Genomic DNA, 24275 nt, shown 5'->3' with positions numbered 1-24275 from the left:
CCTTTTTGAAGGTCTGACGCATTGGTCATTAATTATTCTCCTGAACTGCTGTGCAGTCTAACGTCTTTTCTTGAAAAAGCACTCATACACATTGCCGCGGATAGTCGTTTTTTCAAGTCACATGATTTGTTTTAGTATATTTTCACGCGCTTAATGGCTGTTATGCCAGTGCCGCCAGTCTCCATTTCAACGCGTTCAGTGATATGCGCAATGGGTTCAATAGTAACGTCCATCGAATTGGCCGTGGCATGAATGGCCATGGTTTTATCCAGTGCTATTGCCACATGCCCGGGCCAATATATCAAATCGCCTTCGGTTGTCTGCTCAGAGTTCACCGGAATACCCAGAGTTTTTTCCTGCATGCTGGCGTCCCGTTGCGCCGTAATGCCACAAGCGCTGAGGGAGACTTGAATAAGTCCCGAGCAGTCGATACCCACTGAGGTTTTTCCGCCCCAAAGATAGGGAGTGCCTAAAAAACGTTTAGCGACCATTATATGATTGTCGGCGATGAGGTTTTGAGGGGTAATGTGCGCAGAGAATACCCAGCCTCCACCTTGAATTTGCGAAAAATTTCCCTCGACCTGAATAACGCTTAAAACACTTTCTATAGACAAAAGATCAAGAGGAGGACTTTTCATGTTCGGTTGGGGGTAAACATAAGTTCTCAAGGCATGGACTCTGTGTGTTGTCGGACGTACTTCTTTGCTGATATCTAGGCTATGAATGTAACCCACATAACTGTCCTTTGCATTTTGAACCCAGGCCCATCCGTTTCTTTCGTCGTATACTGTGAGCTTTTCGCCGAACAGAAGCTCGCTATCCAAGGGGGATTGATTTTCTGGGGATCGTCGTAAAGAGCTTTTTCCCACGATAATCTGAGCAGCTTGCCCCCGACTGTATTTGTTACAGGTGACTTTCTCACGTAGATATTCTGCCACAAGATCGTCACGAATGGGATGGAGACGGAGATCAAAAGGATCAGACATGGTGGTGGTTTCTCATCTATTTGTTTCGGTGCTATACCAATATGCCGTAAAAGAGCATTACATATGTTTGCCATATAATACTGGCATTGTCTGCCGCACGAATAAAGGCTTCTTACAAGCTTAGCTCATGAGAGGGAAATGATGGCAATATTTTTTGATCTAGATGGAACACTTTCTGATCCAAAAGAGGGCATTACAAAGTCGATTGAATATGCACTTAAGGCAATGGATGTCACAGTTCCGGAAGTTGATGACCTCCTTTGGTGTATTGGGCCACCGTTAAGAAAGTCATTTGAATTCCTGCTCGCAGGTGAAGAGAGAGTAGAAGAGGCGATGTTTCTTTATCGGGAAAGATTTGCTGATGTTGGTTTGTATGAAAATAACCTTTATAGCGAAATTCCGGCTTTACTTACCGAGTTGGAAGCAAAGGGATTGGATCTTTATGTGGCAACCAGTAAGCCGTATGTTTACGCGAAAGAGATTATTCAACATTTTGGCCTGGCGCCCTATTTTAAAGACATCTATGGGTCCGAACTGGACGGTACTCGAGGGGACAAGGGTGAGTTATTGAAATATGCTTTGTTTGAAGCGGGATGTGATGCCCAATCCTCGGTCATGGTTGGTGATCGAGAGCATGATGCAATCGGGGCGCTTAAAAACAAAATGACATCAATTGGAGTGCTTTATGGGTATGGCTCAAAGGAAGAATTAGAGCGTGCAGGTGTCCATTATCTCGTAGAAAGTCCTTCTGATATTACTATGCTAGTGTGTCGTTAACGGGGGTTGATTTATTAGATTAAACGTTGTCAGGGGTAGGGTTTGTGTAGATCTCAACCGGACCTTTAATGTGAAGATCTCTTTGTGGGAAAGGAAACTCAACCCCTGCTGCATTAAACTTATCCCAAACAGCGAGCATAAGAGCGCTTTTTATGTTGCCAATACCATTTTGTGGGTCGGCAATCCATATTCTGACTTCTAGGTTTATCGAATTGTCTCCAAAGCCGGTCACCAAGCAATTAGGCTCTGGCTCGTCCATAATGCGTTTGTTTTCAATTGCCGCTTCGATGCAGAGCTTAATGGCTTCATTGGGATCTGAGCTATAAGATACCCCGATGGGAACTCTGATCCGGACCCAGCTGTTGGTATAGGACCAGTTTTCCACGCGCTGTGTGATGAATTCTTCGTTGGGAATAAGATGTTCTATGCCATCGCGGGTAATGACAGACGCATAACGCGCCCCAAAGGATTTGACCCAGCCATAGGTATCGTTAACAGCAATAACATCTCCGGGTTTAATGGATTTATCCATCAAGAGAATAATACCGGATACCAGATTTGAAATAACCTTTTGTAGTCCAAAGCCGATACCGACACCCAAGGCACCACCGAAAAGGGCAAAGGCGGAGAGGTCAATGCCGACAGTTTTTAATCCGATGATGACGGCCAAACCGATCAACGTGACTTTGAGTAACTTGCCAAGTAGAACCTGAACCGAAGGTGTTAGTTCGGGGACGGCCTTAACACGTCTTTCTAATAGAGAGCTAAAGGCAAGTGCGGCCCATAACAAAACGGCAAGTGATATAACACCTTTGATCACCATAAGAAGTGATATTCTTAAGCCCCCGATATCAAGCGCGGCTGCATCAAGTATTTCTTGTGCAAATGTGAGAAGGCCAAGAATATTAAGGGCGGCGATTGACCAGATAAAAAGTGTAACCAGTTTTGCGACGACCCGTGATTTTATCAAACTGGTTGTTAGGTTTATAACAACCCAAGCCAAGGTCAAACTGGCAACCGTATTAATCAGAAAGCGACTTCTGCCAGATGCTTCGAGCTGAAATAGTCCGCCCAGTGTAATCCAAAGCATCAATAAGAAGATTACCCAAGGAATAATGGGTAGAAGGTTGGTTAGAATGAGTTTTAAAAAGTGTGGTGTTTTAGATTTTCTTTGCCATTCCGTGGCTAAGGGGTGAATTTTTTTACCAAGAAACCGACTGAAAGGTAAAAGAACCAACAAGAAGACGAGCTGTAAAATAACGGGCCAACTTAACAAGTTCAGACTCAGCCATGTAATCAACTGTGTTGCCCAATGTTCAAATTCTTGGATGCCTGGAAGCAAATTAAAATCCAAGTTTTTCTCCCTGTTATGGCTTCTCGGATTATGATCCCCGAATACCTTTATTGTAAGGGCTAATAGAAACGCCCACACAGAGTTTAGCAATTTTATCTTATAACGAGTAGTTTTTGTTTCCTGAATTATGTTGGCGTCCGTTGCATGGCAAAATATTTTTTGTGAAAGCCTGCCATGAAAGCTTCGAAGACTCGAGTGCTGTGGTGATTTTGGTTGTAGCGGAGGGGTGGAAAGTTCCGCTAAATCTGATGCTTTTCAGCAGATGAGTGCATAGAAGAAAATCAAAAATTGACTATAATGAGAATTACAATACAATAAATGTAATAAAAATTATATTATTAAGGTGTAATTCTCATTATGAAAATATCCAGCAAGCAAAAACAAGAGAACCGCAGCAAGCTAATCGCTGTTGCTGTTGATCTTTTCTCAGAGCAGGGGTTCCATAATGTCTCTATGAAGCAGATATCAAAAGCTGCTGGCATGGGGGATTCCACCGTCTATAAATATTTCCCCAACAAAGATAAGTTTCTCTTGGCTTATCACGAGATGGTCCTGTTTCGAATTATGGAGTTGGTGGACGGCACCGATGATTTTACGGATTTTTCTCTGGAGGAAAAATTACAGTTCTTTGTTTATAATTACCTGGATCAGCTGCTTGAAAATAGAGAGTTTGTTGCTGAAAGTATTGAAATATTGAGGGAATCGCCTGCATTTTTGATGCAGAGAGAATTTCCTGCGAGCAAAGAATTAAAGAATAAACTCTCTCAAATTTTGAATGAGGCGGTAGAGCAAAACGAAATAGCCGAGATCTCTTTTGAAGGAGCTATTGCGCACCTGATGGTGGATGGGCTTTTGGGAACGGTGCTTTACTGGCTGCAAGATGACAGTGAAGAGTTTACACAAACCACACAGTTTGTTGAAATTTCGATCGGATTTTTTGTCACGATCTTAAAAAGTGGGGTCATCGGTAAAGGGGCCGATCTGGTTAGTTTTATGTTCAAAAGCCAAATGATGCGCTTTTTGGAAAATGGCCAAGGCCTGTCTTCTCTTATGAAAGGAGTGGGGTCTTTGGTTGCAGGGGGAGGTTGGAAGCATGGCAAATAGCGGCAACATCGCGACGAAAAAGCTTCATCGCTCAGCAGCCATTGGCCTCACCGCCACGAAGGTTGGTCTTCGTCATCTTGGTCATGTGGGAAGGAAAAAGCTGACAGGACGTAAATGTAGTTCTGAGAAGAGAGAAAAAATTCAAACGGCCCACGAAGAGGAGATTGGGAAAACTCTTTTTAAAGCACTCAATCAACTTAAGGGCACTGCGCTGAAAGCGTCGCAAATTCTTAGTATGGAAGCGGACATTTTACCCGAAGGTATCAGGAAGGAATTGGCCAAAGCCTGTTATAAAGCCACACCTTTGAACCGCGCGCTGATCGACAAGGTTTTCCGAAATGAATTTGGCATCGGTCCCGGTAAAATTTTTAGTGAATTTGATAAAGAAGCTTTTGCGGCTGCAAGTCTGGGCCAGGTTCATAGGGCCATGTTGCTTTCAGGAGAAGCGGTTGCTGTGAAGGTGCAATACCCCGGCATTGCCGCGTCGATCAAAAGCGATGTGAAAATGCTTGGAGGTTTACTGTCTGTGGTCTCAGCCTCGACAGATTTTATGCCAAATAAAAATGTCATAGATACCGTCCTGGATGAGATCACGATCCAACTGCGCCGTGAAGTGGATTATTTCCGAGAGGCGGAGAACCTTAAATGGTTTAAAAGCCATATAAAAATGGCAAATATTGTCGTTCCTTCTGTTTTTGAAGAACAGAGTTCAGAACGGGTTCTGACCATGGAAATGCTATCTGGACAACATTTGGATGAGTGGCTCGAAACCAAGCCTAGCCAGAAGGAAAAAAATCATGTTGGTCAAATCCTGTTTGATTTTTTCTTTCACAGTTTCTTTGAACTGCGCCATGTTCACGCGGATCCGCACCCCGGGAATTATCTCTTTATGGCAGACGGGCGCATAGGCGTGCTGGATTTTGGTTGCGTACGGGAAATCGATAAAGGGTTTACGGATAGAATTTCCGGTTATTACAAGCTCCTTTTGCTGCATCATAATGGTGATCCTGACTACGATGGGTTACGCGCTTATTATGAAGAGTTCGAACTTACCAAAAGCGATATGTCGGAGGAGGATTATAGAAAAATCCTTCAGCCTGAATTAGATCGCATCCAAAAGTGGATGATCGAGCCTTACTTGTCAGATGAATTTGATTTTTCAGGAAGAGCTTATCCTGAAATGACAACAGCAGATACACGCAAAATCACACCCTTTATGAAAGAGATAAACCGGGATTTGTTGTATTTTGATCGCGCGTATCGCGGGTTGATTTTGTTCTTAAGTAAGCTGGGGGCAACGATCAAAACGAAGAACAAGTGGATAAAGAGGGAGCCGTGATATGGCGCAGTTCTTTATTCATAAAGAAGTTGCGTCTGATAGACGCCGCAAAGGGTTTATCTCTTTTGTGGTTGAGGGACGATGGGTTGGGCGATGGATTATGGCTGTCGCCTCTTTCCAACTGTTGTCTGTGCCATTGATTCTAGCTCAAAGAGGGGAGAGCCTTTCTGTGTTGACGGGTATTGACGCTGGGGAATGGGGTGCTGGTTCTTCTCAAGTGGCTTGGTATTTCCTTTATTCTTTTCCTCTTCTAATTGTCGGACTTTTTGTTGACCGGGATGAGAAGAGGGGAGCTTTACCTCCTTATCAGGAGACCTTGATCTCAATGGTTATTGTGATGTCGTTGTTCGGTGTGATTTTGATTCCGATGTCCATTTTCTGGCTGATGATCCCGCCCTTGTTTGGCCTGATCCTAAAGAATAAAATTTCTAATGATTGTTATTAATAAACCGGCCTCAGGGGGATATTAATGACCCAATCAGGTATCGTTACCTATAAAAAGACGAATATCCATATCGTGGCCCCTGTGGAAGAACTCGATTTTTTTGATACTCAATTCGTGTCTCTATCAAAGGAAATTCGAACGATCGAAGCCTGGAGGATGATCGCATCCAACCCTCCCAGAATGTTAAAATTGGCGTTTCTTCTTCGAGATAAGGTATCTGCGTTTTTTGGCGTTCAGCGCATCAATGGTTTTTCCGGAGGCTGTCCAGATCAGGTGCAGGTCAAAGACCAGCTCGATTTTTTTGTTGTTGAATATATATCTGACACAGTTTTAACCCTGACGGTGAGAGATAAACATCTTGATGTGATGACCTGTATTACGACAGACCATGAGAGGCTAACGATTACGTCGTCGGTAAAAACTCATAATGCGTTTGGACGTGTGTACATGATCCCGGTCGCACCTGCACACAGGTTGATTGTCAGTAAGGATTTGAAACGAGTTAAACAAGAAATCGGAAAATTTCTCTAATCCGGGGCATGTTACTAAAGCCGTGATGTTCTAATATCCAATGCATCGTGTTGATATAGGCGAGAAATGATAAGGAAGATCATATCCAGATACGAATAGTATCAAACACTTTTTTTATTTAGAGAATGTGGCTAATTTGTTCAAAAAAATGTAGGCATTTGGTGTCGAGCTCGTCGTCTTGTGGCAAGGCTTGTGAAGAAAGTTTTACAATAGTGACTTCCTTTTCTGGAATTACATAGAGCCATTGGCCGTGTATCCCGATCGCCATAAAGGCTTTATATGGATTTTCTAGCTGATACCATTTATTTCGGTAACAAGCATTGGGTAGGAATTCTGCAAAATTACCTTTTGCCCATGCTTCTTTACTGCCGGAAGTTTTCATGTCGTGAATCCAGCGTTCAGAAATAATTTGTTTGTTGTTGTGCTGTCCGTTTTGACGAAGGGTTTCCCCAAGTCTGAGAAGATCTTGCGCCTGAACACTCAAACCTCCTGCGCCACGGGGGGCACCGTATGCATCAACAGTTACAAAGGCGTCATTTTGCGCTTCAATAGGCCGCCAGAGAAATTTAGACATCAGTTCCGCATAAGAAGAACCGGAAACCTGTTCCAGTATTAATCCTAATAAATCAGAGGCAGGTGAAAGATAATGGAATTTTTCACCATGCGGAGCTGTTCCTGTCGGCAAAGAGCAAAGAAAATCACAGAGACCTTCTTGGACTTGACCCTGCTTTATGGGATTCCAAGCCGTTGATCGTCGATACCGAGCGTAATCACCATCTTGGTTGAGATATTCTTCTGAAAAACCAACGCTTGCTTGCATATCGAGCAATTGTTGAACTGTACAGCCAGAAAAGCCACTTGAAATAGCTTCTGGTAAATAGTGTTCGACGGGTTTCGAGGTATTTAAAAGTCCTAAATCTTCAAGTTGGCCGGCAAGAATACCTGTGAAAGATTTTGAAATGGAAAAAATTATATGAGGTGCATCTTGAGCATAATGTGGTGCTGACCAGTTTAGTAGTGGTTTTCCCTTTTGGTAAATAAGGAAAACATCTGTTTCGGATTGGGTAAGAAACGTTTCAATGGTTACTTTGTCAGATTTGATCGTAATATACTGTTGAGCGAGATCGGAAACAGAGCCCTCAGTTGAGACTTTCTGTGTCGTGCCGCCGGGAATTCTGGCAGAAGGAACCACTTCATTTACATGTTGAAACGACCAGGTGTTATAAGGCCTTTGTCGCCAGTTTCTCAAGGTTACGTCTGAACGTTTAAATCCGTATTTCTGGTTGAAATTTTGCATTGCTCTATCTGTTACTTGATCAGCCAATAAATAAAAACAGCCGGAAATCTGTTAGAATTTCCGGCTGTTGCTTTGGGGTTATGACTTGAGTTTAGTCCATACTTTTTCGCGCAAATCTTTAGATTTTGGCGAACAGGTTTTAAATGCTCTCAGGCGTTCACCATAAGATTCGGGTGTATTCACCGCAGGGTCAGCCTTAAGTTCTTCCTTTAGAAACTCTCCAGAACCTTTAACCGCATTAGAATAACCAGTGTAGTTGGAAGCTTCAGCTGCGACATCAGGGCGCATCATCCAGTTGATGAACTTTTTGGCTTCTTCCATATTCGGGGCATCTTTGGGAATAGCCATATTATCTACCCAGAAAGAAGTTCCTTCTTTTGGATAGACGTAAACAACATCTGGTTTTTTCGCTTTGACGCGATGTGCTGCGCCATTCCATTGCATATGTACGGGAACTTCACCGGCAATCATTCGATCGATGGTGCCCTCGCTGGAGTAAAGCTTAACATCAGGTTTTTGGGCGAGAAGAAGATCGAGAATTTTCTGAGCTTCTTCTGGGCTTTCTGTGCATTTGTCGATACCGGTGTAATATGCTGCGGCATTCCAGACATCAGACATTTCGTTGAGCATGGCGATGTTGCCTTTAAGCTCAGCCTTTGGCTCAAAAAGCTCTTTCCAGCTTTCTTCTAATTTGTTGCCAGGCACACTTGCTGGATCATAAGAAAATCCAGTTGTTCCCCACATGTAAGGGGCCGAAAAGTCACGATTTTCATCGCCGGCAATCGTTTTGAATGAGCCAAGGAGTTTGTCGAAATTTTCCATTTTGTTAACGGCGATATTTTCGAGCATTCCCTTTTCAACCATGATTCCTAAAGTTGAAGTACCTGGAAAGACGATATCATAACCGCCACCACCGGCTTGAAGTTTGGCCAGAAGATCGTCTTCTGATGCATAGTTATCAACAGAGACCTTTGTTCCGGTCTCTTTTTCATAAAGCTCAAGCAAGGAAGGCGGAAAATAATTCGACCAGTTGTATAAGTGGAGCTCACCTGCCGCGAGTGCGTTACCGGAGAAGACTGCGCTCAAAAAACCAACAGTAAGGGCGAGGCGGGATACCGAGGTGTATTTTGTGTTATTCTTTTTCATTTTAATCTCCATGAATGATGGCTGTATCTAAGTTTTGACAGGGATCAGTACTTATTGGCGGGCCTGTCACTTCCGGGAATGATCGCGCCCAAGAAAAAGAGAGAGCGAGACCAGAGAAATCGATAGTAAAAGCATAAGAGCTGAAATCGCATTGACTTCAGGGGTGACGCCAGTTCTAACAAGACTGAATATATAAATCGGTAAGGTGGTCGATCCTGCGCCTCCAAGGAAAAAAGTCGTTACAAAATCGTCAAGTGAGATGATAAATGCCAAGACAAGTCCAGAAAGAATTCCTGGTAAAAGCAAAGGGAACGTTACTTTGAAAAAAGCTTTTACCGGGCTTGCATAAAGATCTGTTGCAGCTTCGACCAATCTGGGGTCCATCCCCTCAAGTCGGGCTCTAATTGGCAGATAGGCAAAGGGGATGCAAAAGGCGATATGGGCAACAATGACTGTTCCCAAACCAAGAGTTACACCGAGGCTGGCAAAAAACATTAAAGTTGCTACTGCAGGAACAATTTCTGGTACTGTGATCGGTAAGGCAACCAGTGCACTGAAAATGGACTTTCCCTTAAAGTTGTCTACAGACATTCTTACCGCAGCAAGGGTGGCCAATATGGTGGCCGTGGTAGAAGCAACGGTTGCAATAAGTAAGGAGTTTCCGGCTGCGTTGATTATGTCTCGGTTTTGAAAGGCGACTTTATACCAGTCCAGAGAAAAGCCTGTCCAAACGGTAACTGTACGGTTTTCGTTAAATGAAAGCGCGATCAAAATAATAATTGGCAGATAGACATAAGCAAAAAAGATAGCTGTTGCCAGGAACAGGCCAGGCCAATGTCGTGCGTCACCGCCTTTAAGGGATGCCTTGCTCATTCTTTGTCATCTCCAGATTTTTCGCTGTCGGTTTTTTTCATTTTCAACGTGTAATAAGTTAATGAGATCATAACCAAGGCAAGTAACAAGATGCCCAATGCCGCTCCAAAAGGCCAGTTACGTGCCGCGCCGAACTGCAGGCCAATCAGATTTCCGATCATTAATGTTTTCCCGCCTCCGAGGAGTTGGGGAGTGACATATGAACCAAGAGAAGGGACGAAGACTAAAATACAGCCAGCAACAATTCCTGGCTTGGTAAGCGGAAAAACGACCCGCTTAAGTGTCTTCCACCGGTTGGCGTAGAGATCAAAGGCTGATTCAACCAGTTTTAAGTCAATCTTTTCCAGGCTAGCGTAAATTGGCAAAACCATAAAAGGAAGGAACGAATAGGTTAAGCCAACCGCGACGGCGAATTGGGTGTGTAAAAGTGGCAGGGGTTCAGAAATAATGCCCAACCAACTTAAGGTTCCATTGATCGTACCATGATCTCTTAGGAGTAATATCCAGGCATAGTTGCGCACCAGAAGATTTGTCCAGAAGGGGAGCGTTACCATGAACACAAGTATTGCTCGCCACTTCGGGGTTCGCGTTGCCATAAACAGTGCCGTTGGAAAGCCAACGATCAGTGCAACGGTGGTTGTTAATAAGGACAACCAGACGGATCGTAAGATAATGAGGATGTAACTGAAGTTGACAGCAAGAGTGTCATCTAGCTCACGTTCGAAAATCATGCGAAGATATGCGTCTGCTGTAAGCTCTCCCCAGAGAACCCCTCCAGAGTAATCCCTGCCTTGAATAGAGATCCAGGCCATAAGTAAGAGAGGGATGACAACGAAGATACCAATGACTGCGGCAGCTGGTCCGATCAATAAAGCACGTATACGAAAAGGTGATGAAGTCAGGGCCATTTACCTGTCCTCAATAATAGCTATGGAATCTGGCTGGACTGACCAGCTGATGGTGTCTCCTGCTTTCCATCCTTCGTCGACTTTGCGCGTATTTTGTCGTCTGGCCCGGAGAGACTGACCATCGGGAAGATTAAAGTGATACAAGGTATCTGTCCCATGATAGACAACGTTTGTAAGCAACCCGGAAAGTGGCTGCTTTCCTTCGCTATCAAGAAAAATCCGTTCAGGTCTAATGGCCAGTGATATTGCTTCGCCAGTTGGTACTGTAGATACGGATGCTGATTTTATGTTGCTGATTTCTCCCAGCTGAATCTCTGTACCGTCTGGTCCGGTTTTTACGATTTTAGCTGTAAGTAGATTGATTTCGCCTATGAACCCGGCAACGAAACGATGTCGTGGGTGCTCATAAATATCCCGGGGTGGTCCAATCTGTAGAATATGCCCTCCTTGCATCACTGCAATTCTGTCTGACATGGTCAAGGCTTCTTCTTGATCATGTGTGACGAAAATGAAGGTAATACCGGTCTCTAATTGAAGACGCTTTAGTTCCAGCTGCATATCTTTACGTAGCTGTAGGTCGAGTGCAGAAAGCGGCTCATCCAGGAGAAGGACCTGTGGTTTTGGGGCAAGAGCCCTGGCAAGGGCGACTCTTTGCTGTTGTCCGCCGGAAATCTGGGTTATTTTTCGATCAGCAAGATGCTTCATTTGCACCAGCTCCAGCATCTCTTCAACAATGTCTGAAACTTCTTTTTTAGGACGTCCAAGCATCTCCAAACCAAAAGCGATGTTTTGTGATATCGTCATATGTGGGAACAGGGCGTAGTTTTGAAACACTGTGTTTACAGGCCGTTTGAACGGCGGTAATCGATCCAGATTTTTCCCATTTAATAAGATCTGGCCATTACTTGGTTGCTCAAATCCGGCAATTAACCTTAGGAGAGTTGTTTTTCCACAACCAGATGGGCCAAGCAGAGTAAAAAACTCATTCGAGCCGATATCGAGTGACACCTGATCCAAAGCCACAAACGTGCTTGTACCATCGTCAAATATTTTGCTTACATCTTGAACTGAAATGGCTACGTTGCCTGTAATCTGTTCCATACCCCCGCCCCCAGGTTGTATAATTTTTTAAATATTTACCATAAAAAAATCAGCGAAGAATTCAGTGTTGTTCACTGATTTATTTGTACTCGGCTCACCTAGAAAAGGTATGTTTTGAGAATGTGAATATATTCGATTTTTTATGAATTTGCAAGTAAGTGTCAAAAATATTGTGCGCTACGTATGGCCAAAGGTTATTCGAGTTTACATGTTTATAGTGTTGTTATTTAACGATAAAGTATCAATTTTTATGAGGCGTAATTCTTTATTGTCGTTGGATTCGATCTAATCAAGCCGTTATGATGTTGTTTGAGGTTAAGTTTTTTATGAAAAAAATAAATTATAGAACATATTCGTTCATTTTTTTTTGAGAAAACCATCAAAGAGAAGATGCACATATATTAAGTGAAATATGAAGATAATTTACTTAATATATAGGTTTTATATTAAAGTAATATCAATGTGTTATGGCTATTTTTCTTGGATTATTAACATTGATATATATGAAAAATACAGGGTTTAGGATAAAGAAAAAAATGCTGTGTTCAAGTATGATTTATGAATTTTAATTAGAGAGATTTTTGCCGTAAAGAATATTCATCAACTTTGAATTTTAAATATATTACGACTTATCATAATCCGCGATAATATATTTTTTAATAGAACGTACTGTTTTTAGGCTGTTTGTATGGCGTCGCGTGTAGGCATTTAATTTTCATTTCGTTTTGGCAGATGATTTTTTTGTTTTGAAAAGAATTGGAAAAGTACGAAAGGCCTGCCCTTGTTCTTGTGATCCAGAGACGTGGAAATGCAGGTGGGGAGCGGCCGAGTAACCGGTGTTGCCTGAATATCCGATAAGCTGACCGCGTTCTACATAATCGCCGACTTCAACAGTGACACCATTTTCTTTTAAATGGAGATATTGGCCAATGGTACGATCGTTGTGTTGTATCCAAATATAGTTTTGTTCAGATTTGAATTTTGCTAAGGGGCCTCCGGCACGGGCATTTTCACGATACCCAATCACCATTCCCTCGCGAGCAGCCAAAATTTTTGTACCTATGGGCATGGCCCAATCTATGGCATTTTTGTTAACGCCATAGTGAGAAAAAGATCCGTTTGGGCCTTGACTGATGGGGAAAGTTTTTTTTGAGGAAAAAGGGAGGTCGTAACGGATATCTTCGTTGTGTTGTACTTCACTTAGTCCGGGATGGAGTTCTGAAGTCCAGGTATAGCGCCAGCTTTTTCCACGCTTTGCTTTGATATGGAAGACTTCCTTTGTTTCCCCGGGCAGAAGAGGAATATTATTGAGGGCTTTGGATGGGGCTACGTTGCGACCCGTCATGTTAACGGAAACTCTGATCGGTATGTCAAAGTTGTTTCTGACCAACAGTTGTGCTGATCGATTGTCTTCGATTGTTGTGAGGCACAAGTGTTGGATAAAGCAGCTGTCGCGCTGAGCGGCGTACGCAAGAAGAGGGACAGCTAAACTTAAAAGGATTAACAGAAATGGTAAAAAGGCGACCTTAAAGAAGATCGTCTTTTGGGAAAATGTACTACGCAATACCATCTTATCCCAGTAGTAAACTGTCACTATCCAGTTGCTCGCCGCGTACTTTACCAAACATATCGACAAGATCATGGATATTCATGGAACTACGCTCTTTGCCGGATACATCGAGAACCACTTGCCCTTCATGGAGCATAACCGTCCGGGTTCCATATTGGAGAGCCTGTCCCATCGAGTGAGTGATCATCAAGGTGGTGACCCCGGTTTCTTCTACGATGTCATTTGTAAGTTTGAGTACAAAAGCCTGCATACGAGGATCGAGGGCTGCGGTGTGTTCGTCGAGCAATAGGCATTTGGTTGGTTGAAGCGTTGCCATAATCAGGCTCACTGCTTGGCGTTGCCCGCCGCTCAACAGTCCCATCTTGTCTTCCAGGCGATCTTCCAAACCTAGATGCAAACGAGAAAGCCGTTCACGAAAAATGTCGCGTTTGCTGTTGTTGATAGCAAGGCCAAATCCACGAATTTTTCCGCGTGAGTAAGCTAAGGAAAGGTTTTCTTCTATGGTCAGGTTTTCACAAGTCCCTGCGAGAGGGTCTTGAAATACCCGAGATACCAAACTGCTTCTTCGTGCTGCTTTCCAGTGGCTTACATTCTTGCCGTCGATTAAAATTTTACCGCTATCAGCAATAAGTTCTCCGGTCAGGCAATTCATGAAGGTAGATTTACCTGCACCGTTTGAACCGATGACCGTGACGAACTCGCCTTCAGCTACAGAAAGGTTTACACCTTGAAGCGCTCTGTTCTCGTTGGGCGTATCTTTACCAAAAGTAATACGGAGGTCTTCTACATCAATCATATCAATTCCTCCGCTTCATTAGTTTTTTTAGTGGGTTTTTCGCACTAGGCAGTACGAGAGCAATGGTAACCAGTAAAGCAGTGACAAGATTAAGATCTGATGGTTCAAGCCCAATGCTGTCGGCGTTTAAGGCGAGTCCAATGGCGATACGGTAAACAATCGACCCAAAGATACAAGCCAGCACCGCCATTAGCATGCCGCGTGTTGAGAAAATTGCTTCCCCAGCAATCAAGGCTGCGAGGCCAATAACAATTGTTCCTGTGCCGATTGTGATATCTGCAAAGCCGTTCATTTGCGCGAACAAAGCGCCAGCAAGGCCAACGAGGGCATTGGAAAGTGACATGCCAACATAAGTGGTTTTGTTGGTGTCAATGCCTTGGGCGCGGGCCATTTTTTGATTGGCACCAGTTGAGCGCATGGCCAAGCCATAATCTGAGTTAAGAAACCGTGCTACAATCAAGGCGACGATAAATACGATAATCGCTGCAATAATGGGTTTGAGGTAGTACCCCGGAATACCGTATCCTTCGAAAGGTGTGAGAATTGTTTGCTCGGAAATGATGGCGATGTTCGGGCGTCCCATGATGCGCAAGTTAATCGAATAAAGCGCAATCATCGTCAAGATTGAAGCGAGAAGATTGAGGATCTTGAACCTTAAGTTCAAAAAGGCTGTTATGAGACCTGCAATGCCACCTGCCAAAAAGGCGATGCCTGAGGCTAGGAAAGGGTTGTAACCCGCAACAATCATTGTGGCGCAAACTGCGGCGCCAAGAGGGAAGCTGCCGTCGATGGTTAGATCCGGAAAATCTAAAATTCTGAATGATAGAAAAACAGCAAGAGCAATAAGGCCGTAAACCAGCCCTAGTTCAATTGCTCCCATAAAGGCGATGAGGTTCATGTATCTACAGCCTTTCGGCTCTCTTGTTCTTGTGTGTGCTGTACTTTGGATGTGTACCTAAAGCAAAATGACGAAACTCGCAAAACGAATTTCGTCATTTTTGATCACTTCTGAATACGTAAAAACGTATGAACCAGAAAGCGTGCGGTTATTTCACAACCTCAGCTGCGCGGGCAATAACATCAGCAGAAAGTGTTACGCCCATTTTTTCGGCCATTGCTGGATTGACAAAAAGGTTGGTTTTACTCACGCCCTGAAATGGGATGTCGCCAGCTTTTTTACCGTTAAGGATGTCAGCAACAACTTTACCGGTTTGACGACCAACATCGTAGTAATCAAAGCCAAGGGCTGCCATAGCACCACGTTTTACGGAGTCAGTATCACCTGCGTAAACCGGAATTTTATTTTCGATACCGACTTTTACCACAGCTTCGAATGCTGAAATGATGGTGTTGTCTGTTGCAACGTAGATCACATCTGCCTTACCGATAAGATGTTGGGTTGCCGTTAGAACTTCACCCGTTTTTGTCGCTGGAGAGGCAATGACTTCATAGCCCTGCTCAGCACCGTATTTCTTCACGAGATCGAGTAGAACGACAGAGTTCGCTTCGCCTGGATTGTAAGGCACACCGATTGTTTTTGCGTTTGGTGTCAGTTCTTTGATCAAGGCGATGTGCTGATCAATCGGAGAGAGATCGCTGACGCCAGTCACATTTGTACCAGAAGCACCAGGGCCAGATACCAATTTCGCAGCAACGGGGTCGGTTACGGCTGAGAAGACAACAGGAATGTCTTTGGTTGCAGCAACAACGGCCTGAGCGGATGGCGTTGCGATCGGCACGATGACATTCGGGCCTTCGCCTATGTATTCACGGGCAATTTGAGCAGCGGTTGCAGGATTACCTTGGGCGCTTTTATAAAGGAAAGTAAGGTTCTTACCTTCTTCAAAGCCCTGAGCTTTAAGCTCGTCACGTACACCGTCACGCACCGCATCAAGCGCAGGATGTTCTACAATCGCAGTCGTGGCGACGACAAAATCATCAGCCTGTGCTGCGAATGGTAAGGTTAGTCCAAGAGCAAGTGTTGCTGCAAAAAGTTTGGATCCCAATTGTTTGGAAATCATTATATGCCTCCGAGTTAGCAGTCGTCTTATTTTTCAGGGCGAAATCCCAGATGTTCTTCCGCCAGATATTCTTTAGGCTGAAAGCAGGGCTGGATTCTGTCCAGATTTGTTGACTGGTATTAATCCCGTTCAGGTCGCCTAACGCAAGGGGTTAATTAGGCAATATCGGGCATGCCTTTCTCTTCATTGGTTACCAGGGTGGCAGCCACTCTTGTTAGGGTGAATGAGGTAATCGTGTTTTCCAATAAGCCAAGATCTTGTTCGCCCTCTTTATTCGAGACATAGTGAGATCACCTTATATTCCCGAGTAAAAGTCATGAGAGCCTGATGAGTAGTAAAGATAATGTGCCTAAAGTTGTAAAACGAGGCGTCTCAAAAGCAGATCCTGAATTGTTGAAAGACTTTCTCCTGAGGCCAAATCCTTCTGATAGCGAGCTGACAGAGCGGGTGGTCGGCATGGATCAGGATGGCAACAGTATCGAAATACCTGTTGTTGTGGAAAAACCTCTCACACTTTTCCTCAATGGGCAGGAAATTGTGACGATGATGACCATTGGGGATTATCCGGATTATCTGGCGGTGGGATATCTTCTCAATCAAAATATGCTACGCCGGGATGATGTTATTACGGCTATTGATGTCGACGAAGAACTCGATCTTGTCGTGGTGCGGACCGAACGGGAAACCAACTACGAAGAGAAGTTAAAGAAAAAAACCAGAACTTCTGGCTGTGCCCAGGGAACGGTCTTTGGTGATCTGATGGAAAAATTTGAGGACATCAAACTCTCAAAAGATGCCCGCATACATACTTCTTGGATTTATACCCTGAGCAAAAAGATCAATAGCGCGCCCAGTTTATACCTTGAAGCCGGGGCGATACATGGGTGTGTTTTGTGCCAAGAGGACAAGCCCTTGATTTACATTGAAGACGTGGGACGTCATAACGCTGTCGACAAGATTGCGGGCTATATGTTTCTCAAAGGTATTCAACCTGAGGACAAAATCTTCTATACCACGGGGCGGTTGACATCCGAGATGGTGATCAAGACCGTTCAGATGGGAATTCCGGTCCTTGTTTCACGCTCAGGCTTTACGGCTTGGGGTGTGGATTTGGCAAAAGAAGCCGGATTGACACTTATCGGCCGCGCCAAGGGCAAACGCTTTACGGCTCTTGCCGGGCAAGAGCGGATGGTTTTTGATCATGACGAGAGCCATTTAGAAAACGAAGATAGCCGTCATCAAAGAGCATCTTCACGTAGTTCTGATCAAATGATTATTCAAAAAGGTAAAGATGATGAGTGATGTCGTCCGTAGCGATGAAATTGCTGCTGTGATCCTTGCGGGAGGACTTGCGCGGAGAATGGGTGGCGGCGATAAAGCTCAGAAGATGTTGGCTGGACAAAGTTTGCTGGATCGGATTTTGGACAGAATAAGACCTCAAGTCGGGCCGCTTGTTATCAATGCAAATGGGGACCCTAAAAGATTTTCCCAGACTGGTTTACCTATTGCTCCAGATGTTATCGAAGGTCATCCTGGGCCTCTAGCGGGTGTTCTTACAGGGCTTGAGTGGGTCGCAAAAAATTACCCCAAGTGTGAATGGATGGTATCGATTCCTTGCGATGCACCTTTTATACCGCTCAATCTGGTTGTCCGCCTTAAAGCTGAGATGGATAAAGATGGTCACAATCTGGCTTGTGCGCAATCGCATGGACGTAGCCATCCTGTTGTGGGTCTTTGGTCTCTTTCACTCATGGAGGATTTGCGGCAGGCTGTTGTCGATGAAGAGCTCAGAAAGGTTGATCGTTGGACCGCGCGGCATGGTATTTCACATGTTGATTTTGAGGATGTTGTCATTGGTGATAAGAAAATAGATCCCTTTTTCAATGCAAACAAACCCCTCGATCTGGATGAAGTTGAAAAATTATTTGTTGAAGATCCGAGCTGTAAATTTTAAGTGTGTTGGCATTTATGCGCAATCAACTGTGTAACAATAGGCTTTGCCTAAAAACTGATAATGCTGATGATTAACTCTTGCCAGTCTTTATACCAAGGGGTGATAGTAGCTGCCTTACGGGTTGCTTGTTCATTCCTTGGTATGAACCCAGCTCTTGCTTTCATAAAAAAGAGACCCTCAAATGCAGATGTCATATAGATATCTATTTCGATTTTTAGGGTAGATTCATTCTAAGAGTTATATTTAAGGAATTCTGATTTGTCCCAATCAGTTGCCATGTCAGATAATCCGACCACGACATCTTTAGAAAAACCACCGGCCAGTTTGGCTTGGTTAATGTGGGTTTTGGGGGCACTTCTTTTTCTCATTGGCTTCTTCCATAGGATCGCCTTTGGGGTGATGGCAGAGCCTTTGACGTTGGAATTTGGTTTAACGGCAACAACATTGGGAACTCTTGCCAGTTTTTATTATTACTCTTATACCGCCATGCAGGTGCCCGTCGGGGTTATGGCTGATCGATTTGGTCCTCGTAAGCTTCTGACTTCGGGCGCTTTACTTGCGGCAATTGGGACGGTGATCTTTGCACTTGCTACCAATTACTGGGTAATTAGCTTTGGTCGATTGTTGATAGGCGGGGCGGTGGCTGTCGCTTTTGTAACCATGATGAAGATTTCCTTACACTGGTTTACGCTCAAACGCTTCGCTTTACTTACAGGGCTTGGCCTTTTGGCAGGTAATCTTGGGGCCGTGGTGGCAGGGGCACCTTTGCAAGAGATGTTGGAGCTGTTTGGCTGGCGTAATGTTATGCTGACTTTTGCAGGTATTACAGGACTCTTGGCGCTGGCAACAGGGATTTGGCTCCGGGATGATCCAACTGACCTTGGGTATAAGAGTTATGGCCATACCCATGATGCATCTGCCCCGAAGCAATCTATACTCTCATCCTTGAAAGAAACGATAACCTATCGCACGGTATTTTTGTTAACTCTTGCTTGTGGAGCTTCGGCTGGATCGATGCTTACCTTTGGCGGGCTTTGGGGCGTCCCTTATTTGAAGGTTGCCTATGGGTTTTCAACATCAGAAGCCGCCACGATCATCAGTGTTACATTGTTGGTTTGGGCTGGGTGTGGGGTATTGCTTGGGCATTGGTCAGATGCGACTGGAAAACGTAAGCTGCCTTTTATTGCGCTTGCTTTACTTGCAGCTGCTGGGTGGTTTGTTGTCACTCAAATTCAGGGCCTTCCGTTTGTACTCCTTGCGTTCGCTTTGTTTGCGGCTGCATTGGGCAGTTGTATTATGATTGTGGGACTATCCTGGGCCAAAGAAGCCGTCCCCCCAAAATTACAGGGAACTGCTTTGGGGTGGTGTAATACCGGGGTTATGATTGGCCCAATGGTTTTACAGCCATTGACGGGAGTACTAATTGATTTGAACTGGAGCGGTGCCACCGATAGTGGACAACGAGTGTATGATATTGCGGCTTTTCAGGCAGGTTTTGTCCCTATGATGGGTTGGTTGATCTTGGCCGCGGGACTTATGTTGTTTGCCAAAGAAGAAAAATCTGAATTTAAATAAGTTATATTTGTCATACAAAAGGGTGTTGAGATTCTCTCAACACCCTTTTGTTTTGTCTGTAGTAAGTGATCGTTATTTTATTGTGACGGCATAATCAGAAACATTACCGGTTTCTTTGATCATTTTCTTTGCTTTTAAAAATTCTGCAAAACGTTTGTAACGACCAACATCCAGAGCTGCAGGACGTAAAGCAAAGCGAGGAAGTGTGTCTCTCCATGCGCGTTTATTCAATTCATCATCCAGATCGGGGTAGGCCTTAATAAATAATTGCCAGCTTTCATCAGGATGGTTGATCAAGAACGTTGTTGCCTGTTCCAGCCCGGTCAAAAAGCGAGGAAGTTTCTTGTCTCCGGTATTATCCTTGTTTGCGATAAGAATAAGCTCGTCATAAGACGGAACACCTTCTTCTTCAACGTAGAAAGCACGTCCAGGTTTTCCAACGATATCCATCTGGTTAAGTTCGAAGTTTCGGAAGGCGCCGATAACAGCGTCGACCTGCCCTGAAATTAAAGACGGTGAGAGCGAGAAGTTTACGTTGATAAGCTCGACGTCCTTAATACTCAGTCCATGACGTTCTAGCATGGCATCAAGGATTACATCTTCAAATCCACCAACAGAATAACCAACTTTTAAACCTTTGAGATCGGAAATAGATTTGACTGGGCTATCCTTTAATACGACAAGCGAGTTAAGAGGGGTCGCGACCAGAGTGCCGACACGGGCTATAGGCAATCCTTCTGCGACTTGGAGATGAAGTTGTGGCTGATAGGAAACGGCGAGTTCGGCTTGACCAGCTGCAACCAGTTTTGGGGGGACGTTGGGGTCTGAAGGTGCGATGAGTTCTACGTCTAACCCCTGTGCTTCAAAGAAACCTTTTTCTTTGGCAATCACGAGAGTTGCGTGATCCGGGTTTACAAACCAGTCAAGTAGCACGGTCATCTTGTCTGCTGCTGTTGCTCCGCCCGCGAGGCTGAAAAGCCCTGCAAGCAAGGAGAGTGTAAAGCTCAGCTTTCTTAGCATTATTTATTCCTCAAGAAATAGTTTTAAGTTTTGTGATCATCGAGTGACATCCTTTTAAGGAGACGATTTAAAAGATGGTCTGTAGTGAGATAAAGAGTAACAGCCATAAGTGCGAGTAAGCAGAGTGCGGCAAACATCAGGTCAATTTGCATCCTGCCATTGGCGTGCAGCATCAAATAGCCAAGACCTTGTGATGAACCAACCCACTCCCCGACAATTGCACCGATTGGTGCTGTGGCGATAGCGACCCGTAATCCGGATGCCAGGGAGGGAAGGGCGAGGGGGATACGGACGTGAATGAGAAAAGCCAAAGGACTGGCATTCATAACCTTTGCAAGTGCCTGCCAGTCTTTAGGTGTGCGTCTCAAACCATCATAAAAAGCCGCTGTTATTGGAAAATAGATAATAAGGACTGTCATGGCTACTTTGGAAGGCATACCGTACCCGAGCCAAAGCACAAGAATGGGAGCTAGGGCAAAGACGGGGAGAGATTGGGTGATGACAAGCACAGGGGTGAGCCAAACGCGAAGAGGCTTTGCTGTTGCAAGTGTGAGCGCTGATGCGCAACCAAGCGCCGTGCCAATGGTAAAGCCAAACAAGATTTCTGTTAGTGTATAGCTCGCGTGATGGAGAAGAGTAGGCAGGCGGTTCCAAAGTGTTTCAACGACGACAAGGGGGCCTGGAAGAATATAGGGCGGGACGGAAGTCATTTTGACAATGAAATGCCATAGAATAAGCAACCCAAAAAGCACAATGACCACTCTAACGGAACTCATCATATGGTCATCTTTCCCATAGAGAGTTCAGATATGAGCACATCATAGAGCTGTATAATTGCCGGATCATTCAGGTTTCGGATGGGAGAGCTTTCAGGAGAAAATGATCTTGCCTCACAAACAATGGGGCCGATTAAAATAAAGATAAAGTGCGCCAGACGCAGAGCTTCAAGCGGATCGTGGGTGATCATGACCACGGTTTTGTTTTTGAGGTGTTTGTGAGTAAGTTCCTGCATTTCAGCGCGGGTAATAGCGTCCAAGGCAGAGAAAGGTTCATCAAGAAGTACGATTGGGCGATTTTCCAGTAAGGTTCTGGCCAGTGCTGTACGCTGCCTCATACCGCCGGAAAGCGTATTGGGTTTCTGATCAAGAGATGCTCCAAGTCCAAGTTGTTGAAGGAGGCTGATCGCGGATTTTTTCTCGATAAGAGGAGGATTTTTTTTGGTAGGGCAAAGCCGGTTACGTATGAGGACATTATCGAGAATAGAAAGCCACGGGAGAAGAAGATCGTCCTGGGTCATCCAGCTAATTTGATCGGTTAAAGAGGCAGTGTTTTTTTGTTTGATTGTTCCTTCAAACGATCCCGTTGGCAGCAGCCCAGCAATGGCTTTAAGAAGTGAGGATTTTCCGACACCACTTCTTCCTAGTAAGACATTCCAACTACCAGAGTGCAGGTTGATGTTGAAATCATTAAACACTTGTCGATTTTCAAATGAGAGTGAAAAACCTTCAACGATAATGTCCTCACTCTTTGGCGGCCTGCTCCCTTTTTTATGCACCAGCGTTAACCCTCTTTTGGCCAAAAAGCGTGGAAGTGATGGACGGGACCATGACCTTTCCCGACACCTAGAGTATCTGCGTGTTGAAGTGCGTTACTTAGGTATGTTTTGGCTTGTGTAACGGCCTCTATCAAAGGAAGGCCTTTGGCGAGACCAGCCGCGATTGATGCCGAGAGGGTACATCCTGTACCGTGGCTGTTGCTTGTGTTTATACGCAGGCCACTTAAGCAGCGATCTGCTTGGCCATCAAAGAAGAGATCATCACTTGTGTCTCCGCCCAAGTGACCACCTTTTAGCAAGACAGACTTGATGGGCATTTTTTTGAAAACCTGGAGTAATTCGCTCATCTCGTCCAGGGATGTTGGTTCTTTCATTTCCGTGAGTTCAGCCGCCTCTGGAAGGTTCGGCGTAATAATGGTTGCCTTGGGAAGTAGATGTTCTTTTAAGCTTTGGATAGCATCATCCTGTAGTAGCTTGTCACCACTTTTAGCAACCATCACAGGATCAAGTACAATAGGCACATCAGGATAATTATTCATAGCATTCGCAACAGCACAAATGACGTCAGGTGTCCCCAACATCCCGATTTTAACGGCTTTGACATCGAGGTCTTCAAAAACGGTGTGGATTTGATCTTGAATGAAATGGGTAGAGACGGGGTAAATGCTGTGTACTTTACAGGTGTTTTGCGCGGTCAAAGCTGTAATGACGGACGCGGCATAAACACCGAGAGCTGACATGGCTTTGATATCTGCCTGGATACCGGCACCGCCACCACTATCTGATCCCGCAATTGTCAGGGCTATAGGCACTGGCATGATTTCCTCCATTATTCATCTCAGAGGATTTCAATGCTTTGCTTTTATCCGAAAATCGGTTGGGGTATCAAATTGTGACTCCCTGCAAGCATCTCAATTTCCTCCGCCGGTATTAACCGGATCAGGTTCTGCGGGTTAGCAATTGCTTCTCAGCTCGTTTTTCTAAGTAAGAAAGATGAGCACCCCGACGAGATTTTCTGAATTATGCTGTGCTTTTGAAAATAGGCAAGAGGGAAAGTGTTGTTTAGGTTTTCTGGGGGATATCATACTCAGATCTGGACCTACCTGATACTTTGATAGCATATAGGGCGTTTCATCCATTTGGATGTGAGTGTTTAAAGAAGGAATTGAATAAATGACTGGGATTATTCGACACGATACGACAGCGCGTTCAAGTAAGATTGTGGAGCATGGGGATACAATCTATTTATCTGGACAAGTTGGAACTGCAGGAGAAACAGTTTCAGTACAGACCAAAGAAATTTTGGACAAAATTGATGTATGTCTAGCTTCTGTGGGAAGTGACAAAACTAAAATTCTTCAAGCCGTCATCTGGTTAAGTGATATGAAGTATTTCGCTGAATTGAACGAAGTTTGGAATGCGTGGGTTCCAGAAGGGCACGCGCCTGCTCGTGCTTGTGGCGAAGCTAAATTAGCGCGTGCTGAGTTGAGTGTGGAAATTATTATCACCGCTGCTAAATAGTTACGTTTACTGTTTTGTAACCCTATCTGAGCTGCTCAATAATTGGTATTGAGCAGCTTTTTTTATGTCCTAAGCGACTTAGGCTGGATTCCTTTGGTTGTATAAAGTATAATAACTTTATGCTCGTTAGTTTTGATCAATTAGTAAATAAATTCGGCCATTTGCCTACGTTTCTTGCTTGGTTGATCTTAAGCACAGACCCCCTCTTGTCAGAGAGCTAAAAGAAGGTCACCCTGCGTAAATACACGCAGGAATATTATTGCTACTAACGTGTACAACGTAAAAACAATAACAGGGTTAAGTAAAGAGACTGTGAGTTTGTTCGCACTTAATATAAGAAAAGTCGATAAATATCGAAAATTATACTTTAAATTAAGTGGTGAAGTTGAACTTATTTTCTGA

General features: G+C 44.4%; 24 protein-coding genes and 1 riboswitch. Of the genes, 9 read left to right on the top strand and 15 right to left on the bottom strand.

The features are described from left to right. Positions 1-131: 131 nt before the first annotated feature. Entirely contained in the window at positions 132-986 is an 855-nt protein-coding gene (locus ACFSKO_RS20615) for a C40 family peptidase (RefSeq protein ID WP_380255251.1), read from the bottom strand. A gap of 138 nt (positions 987-1124) precedes the next feature. Here ACFSKO_RS20615 and ACFSKO_RS20610 point away from each other — a divergent pair, with 138 nt between their 5' ends. Continuing rightward, entirely contained in the window at positions 1125-1763 is a 639-nt protein-coding gene (locus ACFSKO_RS20610) for an HAD hydrolase-like protein (RefSeq protein WP_380255249.1), read from the top strand. A 19-nt stretch (positions 1764-1782) separates the two neighbouring features. On the opposite strand, the gene ACFSKO_RS20605 is transcribed toward ACFSKO_RS20610, so the two are convergent. Continuing rightward, positions 1783-3117, bottom strand: a complete 1335-nt coding sequence (locus ACFSKO_RS20605; RefSeq protein ID WP_380255247.1) for a mechanosensitive ion channel family protein — start codon at positions 3115-3117, stop codon at positions 1783-1785. Positions 3118-3474: 357 nt separating this feature from the next. On the opposite strand from ACFSKO_RS20605, the gene ACFSKO_RS20600 reads away from it, so the two are divergent. Genes ACFSKO_RS20600 through ACFSKO_RS20585 form a run of 4 tightly spaced genes read left to right on the top strand, consistent with a single transcriptional unit; the run spans position 3475 to position 6536 of the window. Then, positions 3475-4221 carry a TetR/AcrR family transcriptional regulator gene (locus ACFSKO_RS20600; RefSeq protein WP_380255245.1) on the top strand — a complete coding sequence of 249 codons (747 nt, stop codon included), beginning with the start codon at positions 3475-3477 and terminating at the stop codon, positions 4219-4221. Continuing rightward, on the top strand, positions 4211-5560 hold the full coding sequence (locus ACFSKO_RS20595; RefSeq protein ID WP_380255243.1) for an ABC1 kinase family protein: 1350 nt from the start codon (positions 4211-4213) through the stop codon (positions 5558-5560). The genes ACFSKO_RS20600 and ACFSKO_RS20595 overlap by 11 nt, the downstream gene beginning before the upstream one ends. Position 5561: 1 nt before the next feature. Next, the gene (locus ACFSKO_RS20590) at positions 5562-6005 is read left to right on the top strand and encodes a DUF6463 family protein (protein ID WP_380255241.1); all 444 of its coding nucleotides are present in this window, start codon (positions 5562-5564) and stop codon (positions 6003-6005) included. A 24-nt stretch (positions 6006-6029) separates the two neighbouring features. After that, complete coding sequence (locus ACFSKO_RS20585; protein ID WP_380255239.1) at positions 6030-6536, top strand: DUF2867 domain-containing protein; 507 nt, start codon at positions 6030-6032, stop codon at positions 6534-6536. Positions 6537-6654: 118 nt separating this feature from the next. On the opposite strand, the gene ACFSKO_RS20580 is transcribed toward ACFSKO_RS20585, so the two are convergent. The 9 genes from ACFSKO_RS20580 to ACFSKO_RS20540 all read right to left on the bottom strand — a co-directional run bounded on the left by ACFSKO_RS20580 (position 6655) and on the right by ACFSKO_RS20540 (position 16248). Then, entirely contained in the window at positions 6655-7833 is a 1179-nt protein-coding gene (locus ACFSKO_RS20580; RefSeq protein WP_380255237.1) for a serine hydrolase domain-containing protein, read from the bottom strand. Between the two features lie 78 nt (positions 7834-7911). Beyond that, a complete protein-coding gene (locus ACFSKO_RS20575; RefSeq protein ID WP_380255235.1) occupies positions 7912-8979 on the bottom strand; it encodes an extracellular solute-binding protein in 1068 nt (355 codons plus the stop codon). Positions 8980-9045: 66 nt separating this feature from the next. Then, positions 9046-9852 (bottom strand): ABC transporter permease, encoded by an 807-nt coding sequence (locus ACFSKO_RS20570; RefSeq protein ID WP_380255233.1) that lies wholly within the window; start codon positions 9850-9852, stop codon positions 9046-9048. After that, positions 9849-10760: an ABC transporter permease gene (locus ACFSKO_RS20565; RefSeq protein ID WP_380255231.1), complete on the bottom strand. Its 912-nt coding sequence runs from the start codon at positions 10758-10760 to the stop codon at positions 9849-9851. Before ACFSKO_RS20565 ends, ACFSKO_RS20570 begins: the two co-directional genes overlap by 4 nt. After that, positions 10761-11861, bottom strand: a complete 1101-nt coding sequence (locus ACFSKO_RS20560; RefSeq protein ID WP_380255229.1) for an ABC transporter ATP-binding protein — start codon at positions 11859-11861, stop codon at positions 10761-10763. It lies immediately after the preceding gene. 715 nt (positions 11862-12576) lie between these two features. Then, positions 12577-13431, bottom strand: a complete 855-nt coding sequence (locus tag ACFSKO_RS20555) for a M23 family metallopeptidase (RefSeq protein ID WP_380255227.1) — start codon at positions 13429-13431, stop codon at positions 12577-12579. 1 nt (position 13432) lies between these two features. Then, positions 13433-14227 (bottom strand): ABC transporter ATP-binding protein, encoded by a 795-nt coding sequence (locus ACFSKO_RS20550; RefSeq protein WP_380255225.1) that lies wholly within the window; start codon positions 14225-14227, stop codon positions 13433-13435. A 1-nt stretch (position 14228) separates the two neighbouring features. After that, positions 14229-15125 carry an ABC transporter permease gene (locus tag ACFSKO_RS20545; protein WP_380255223.1) on the bottom strand — a complete coding sequence of 299 codons (897 nt, stop codon included), beginning with the start codon at positions 15123-15125 and terminating at the stop codon, positions 14229-14231. A 148-nt stretch (positions 15126-15273) separates the two neighbouring features. After that, on the bottom strand, positions 15274-16248 hold the full coding sequence (locus ACFSKO_RS20540) for an ABC transporter substrate-binding protein (RefSeq protein WP_380255221.1): 975 nt from the start codon (positions 16246-16248) through the stop codon (positions 15274-15276). A gap of 327 nt (positions 16249-16575) precedes the next feature. On the opposite strand from ACFSKO_RS20540, the gene fdhD reads away from it, so the two are divergent. From fdhD to ACFSKO_RS20525, 3 genes are all read left to right on the top strand, one after another. After that, entirely contained in the window at positions 16576-17550 is a 975-nt protein-coding gene (gene fdhD / locus ACFSKO_RS20535; RefSeq protein ID WP_380255218.1) for a formate dehydrogenase accessory sulfurtransferase FdhD, read from the top strand. Then, the gene (gene mobA / locus ACFSKO_RS20530) at positions 17543-18202 is read left to right on the top strand and encodes a molybdenum cofactor guanylyltransferase MobA (protein WP_380255216.1); all 660 of its coding nucleotides are present in this window, start codon (positions 17543-17545) and stop codon (positions 18200-18202) included. Before fdhD ends, mobA begins: the two co-directional genes overlap by 8 nt. Before the next feature lie 258 nt (positions 18203-18460). Continuing rightward, positions 18461-19777: an MFS transporter gene (locus ACFSKO_RS20525; protein ID WP_380255214.1), complete on the top strand. Its 1317-nt coding sequence runs from the start codon at positions 18461-18463 to the stop codon at positions 19775-19777. A gap of 72 nt (positions 19778-19849) precedes the next feature. On the opposite strand, the gene ACFSKO_RS20520 is transcribed toward ACFSKO_RS20525, so the two are convergent. Genes ACFSKO_RS20520 through thiD form a run of 4 tightly spaced genes read right to left on the bottom strand, consistent with a single transcriptional unit; the run spans position 19850 to position 23170 of the window. Beyond that, entirely contained in the window at positions 19850-20797 is a 948-nt protein-coding gene (locus ACFSKO_RS20520; RefSeq protein ID WP_380255212.1) for an ABC transporter substrate-binding protein, read from the bottom strand. Between the two features lie 23 nt (positions 20798-20820). After that, on the bottom strand, positions 20821-21576 hold the full coding sequence (locus ACFSKO_RS20515) for an ABC transporter permease (protein ID WP_380255210.1): 756 nt from the start codon (positions 21574-21576) through the stop codon (positions 20821-20823). Next, complete coding sequence (locus ACFSKO_RS20510; RefSeq protein ID WP_380255208.1) at positions 21573-22352, bottom strand: ABC transporter ATP-binding protein; 780 nt, start codon at positions 22350-22352, stop codon at positions 21573-21575. The genes ACFSKO_RS20515 and ACFSKO_RS20510 overlap by 4 nt, the downstream gene beginning before the upstream one ends. A gap of 5 nt (positions 22353-22357) precedes the next feature. After that, a complete protein-coding gene (gene thiD, locus ACFSKO_RS20505; RefSeq protein ID WP_380255206.1) occupies positions 22358-23170 on the bottom strand; it encodes a bifunctional hydroxymethylpyrimidine kinase/phosphomethylpyrimidine kinase in 813 nt (270 codons plus the stop codon). A gap of 80 nt (positions 23171-23250) precedes the next feature. Beyond that, a riboswitch (TPP riboswitch) is annotated at positions 23251-23367 on the bottom strand. Between the two features lie 158 nt (positions 23368-23525). Here thiD and ACFSKO_RS20500 point away from each other — a divergent pair. Then, positions 23526-23873 (top strand): RidA family protein, encoded by a 348-nt coding sequence (locus ACFSKO_RS20500; RefSeq protein WP_380255204.1) that lies wholly within the window; start codon positions 23526-23528, stop codon positions 23871-23873. Positions 23874-24275: the final 402 nt, after the last annotated feature.

Source organism: Kiloniella antarctica (genome assembly GCF_042682825.1).
Taxonomy (GTDB): domain Bacteria; phylum Pseudomonadota; class Alphaproteobacteria; order Kiloniellales; family Kiloniellaceae; genus Kiloniella; species Kiloniella antarctica.
The sequence above is the reverse complement of the archived record's forward strand: the minus strand, read 5'-3'. Positions and strand labels throughout refer to the sequence as shown.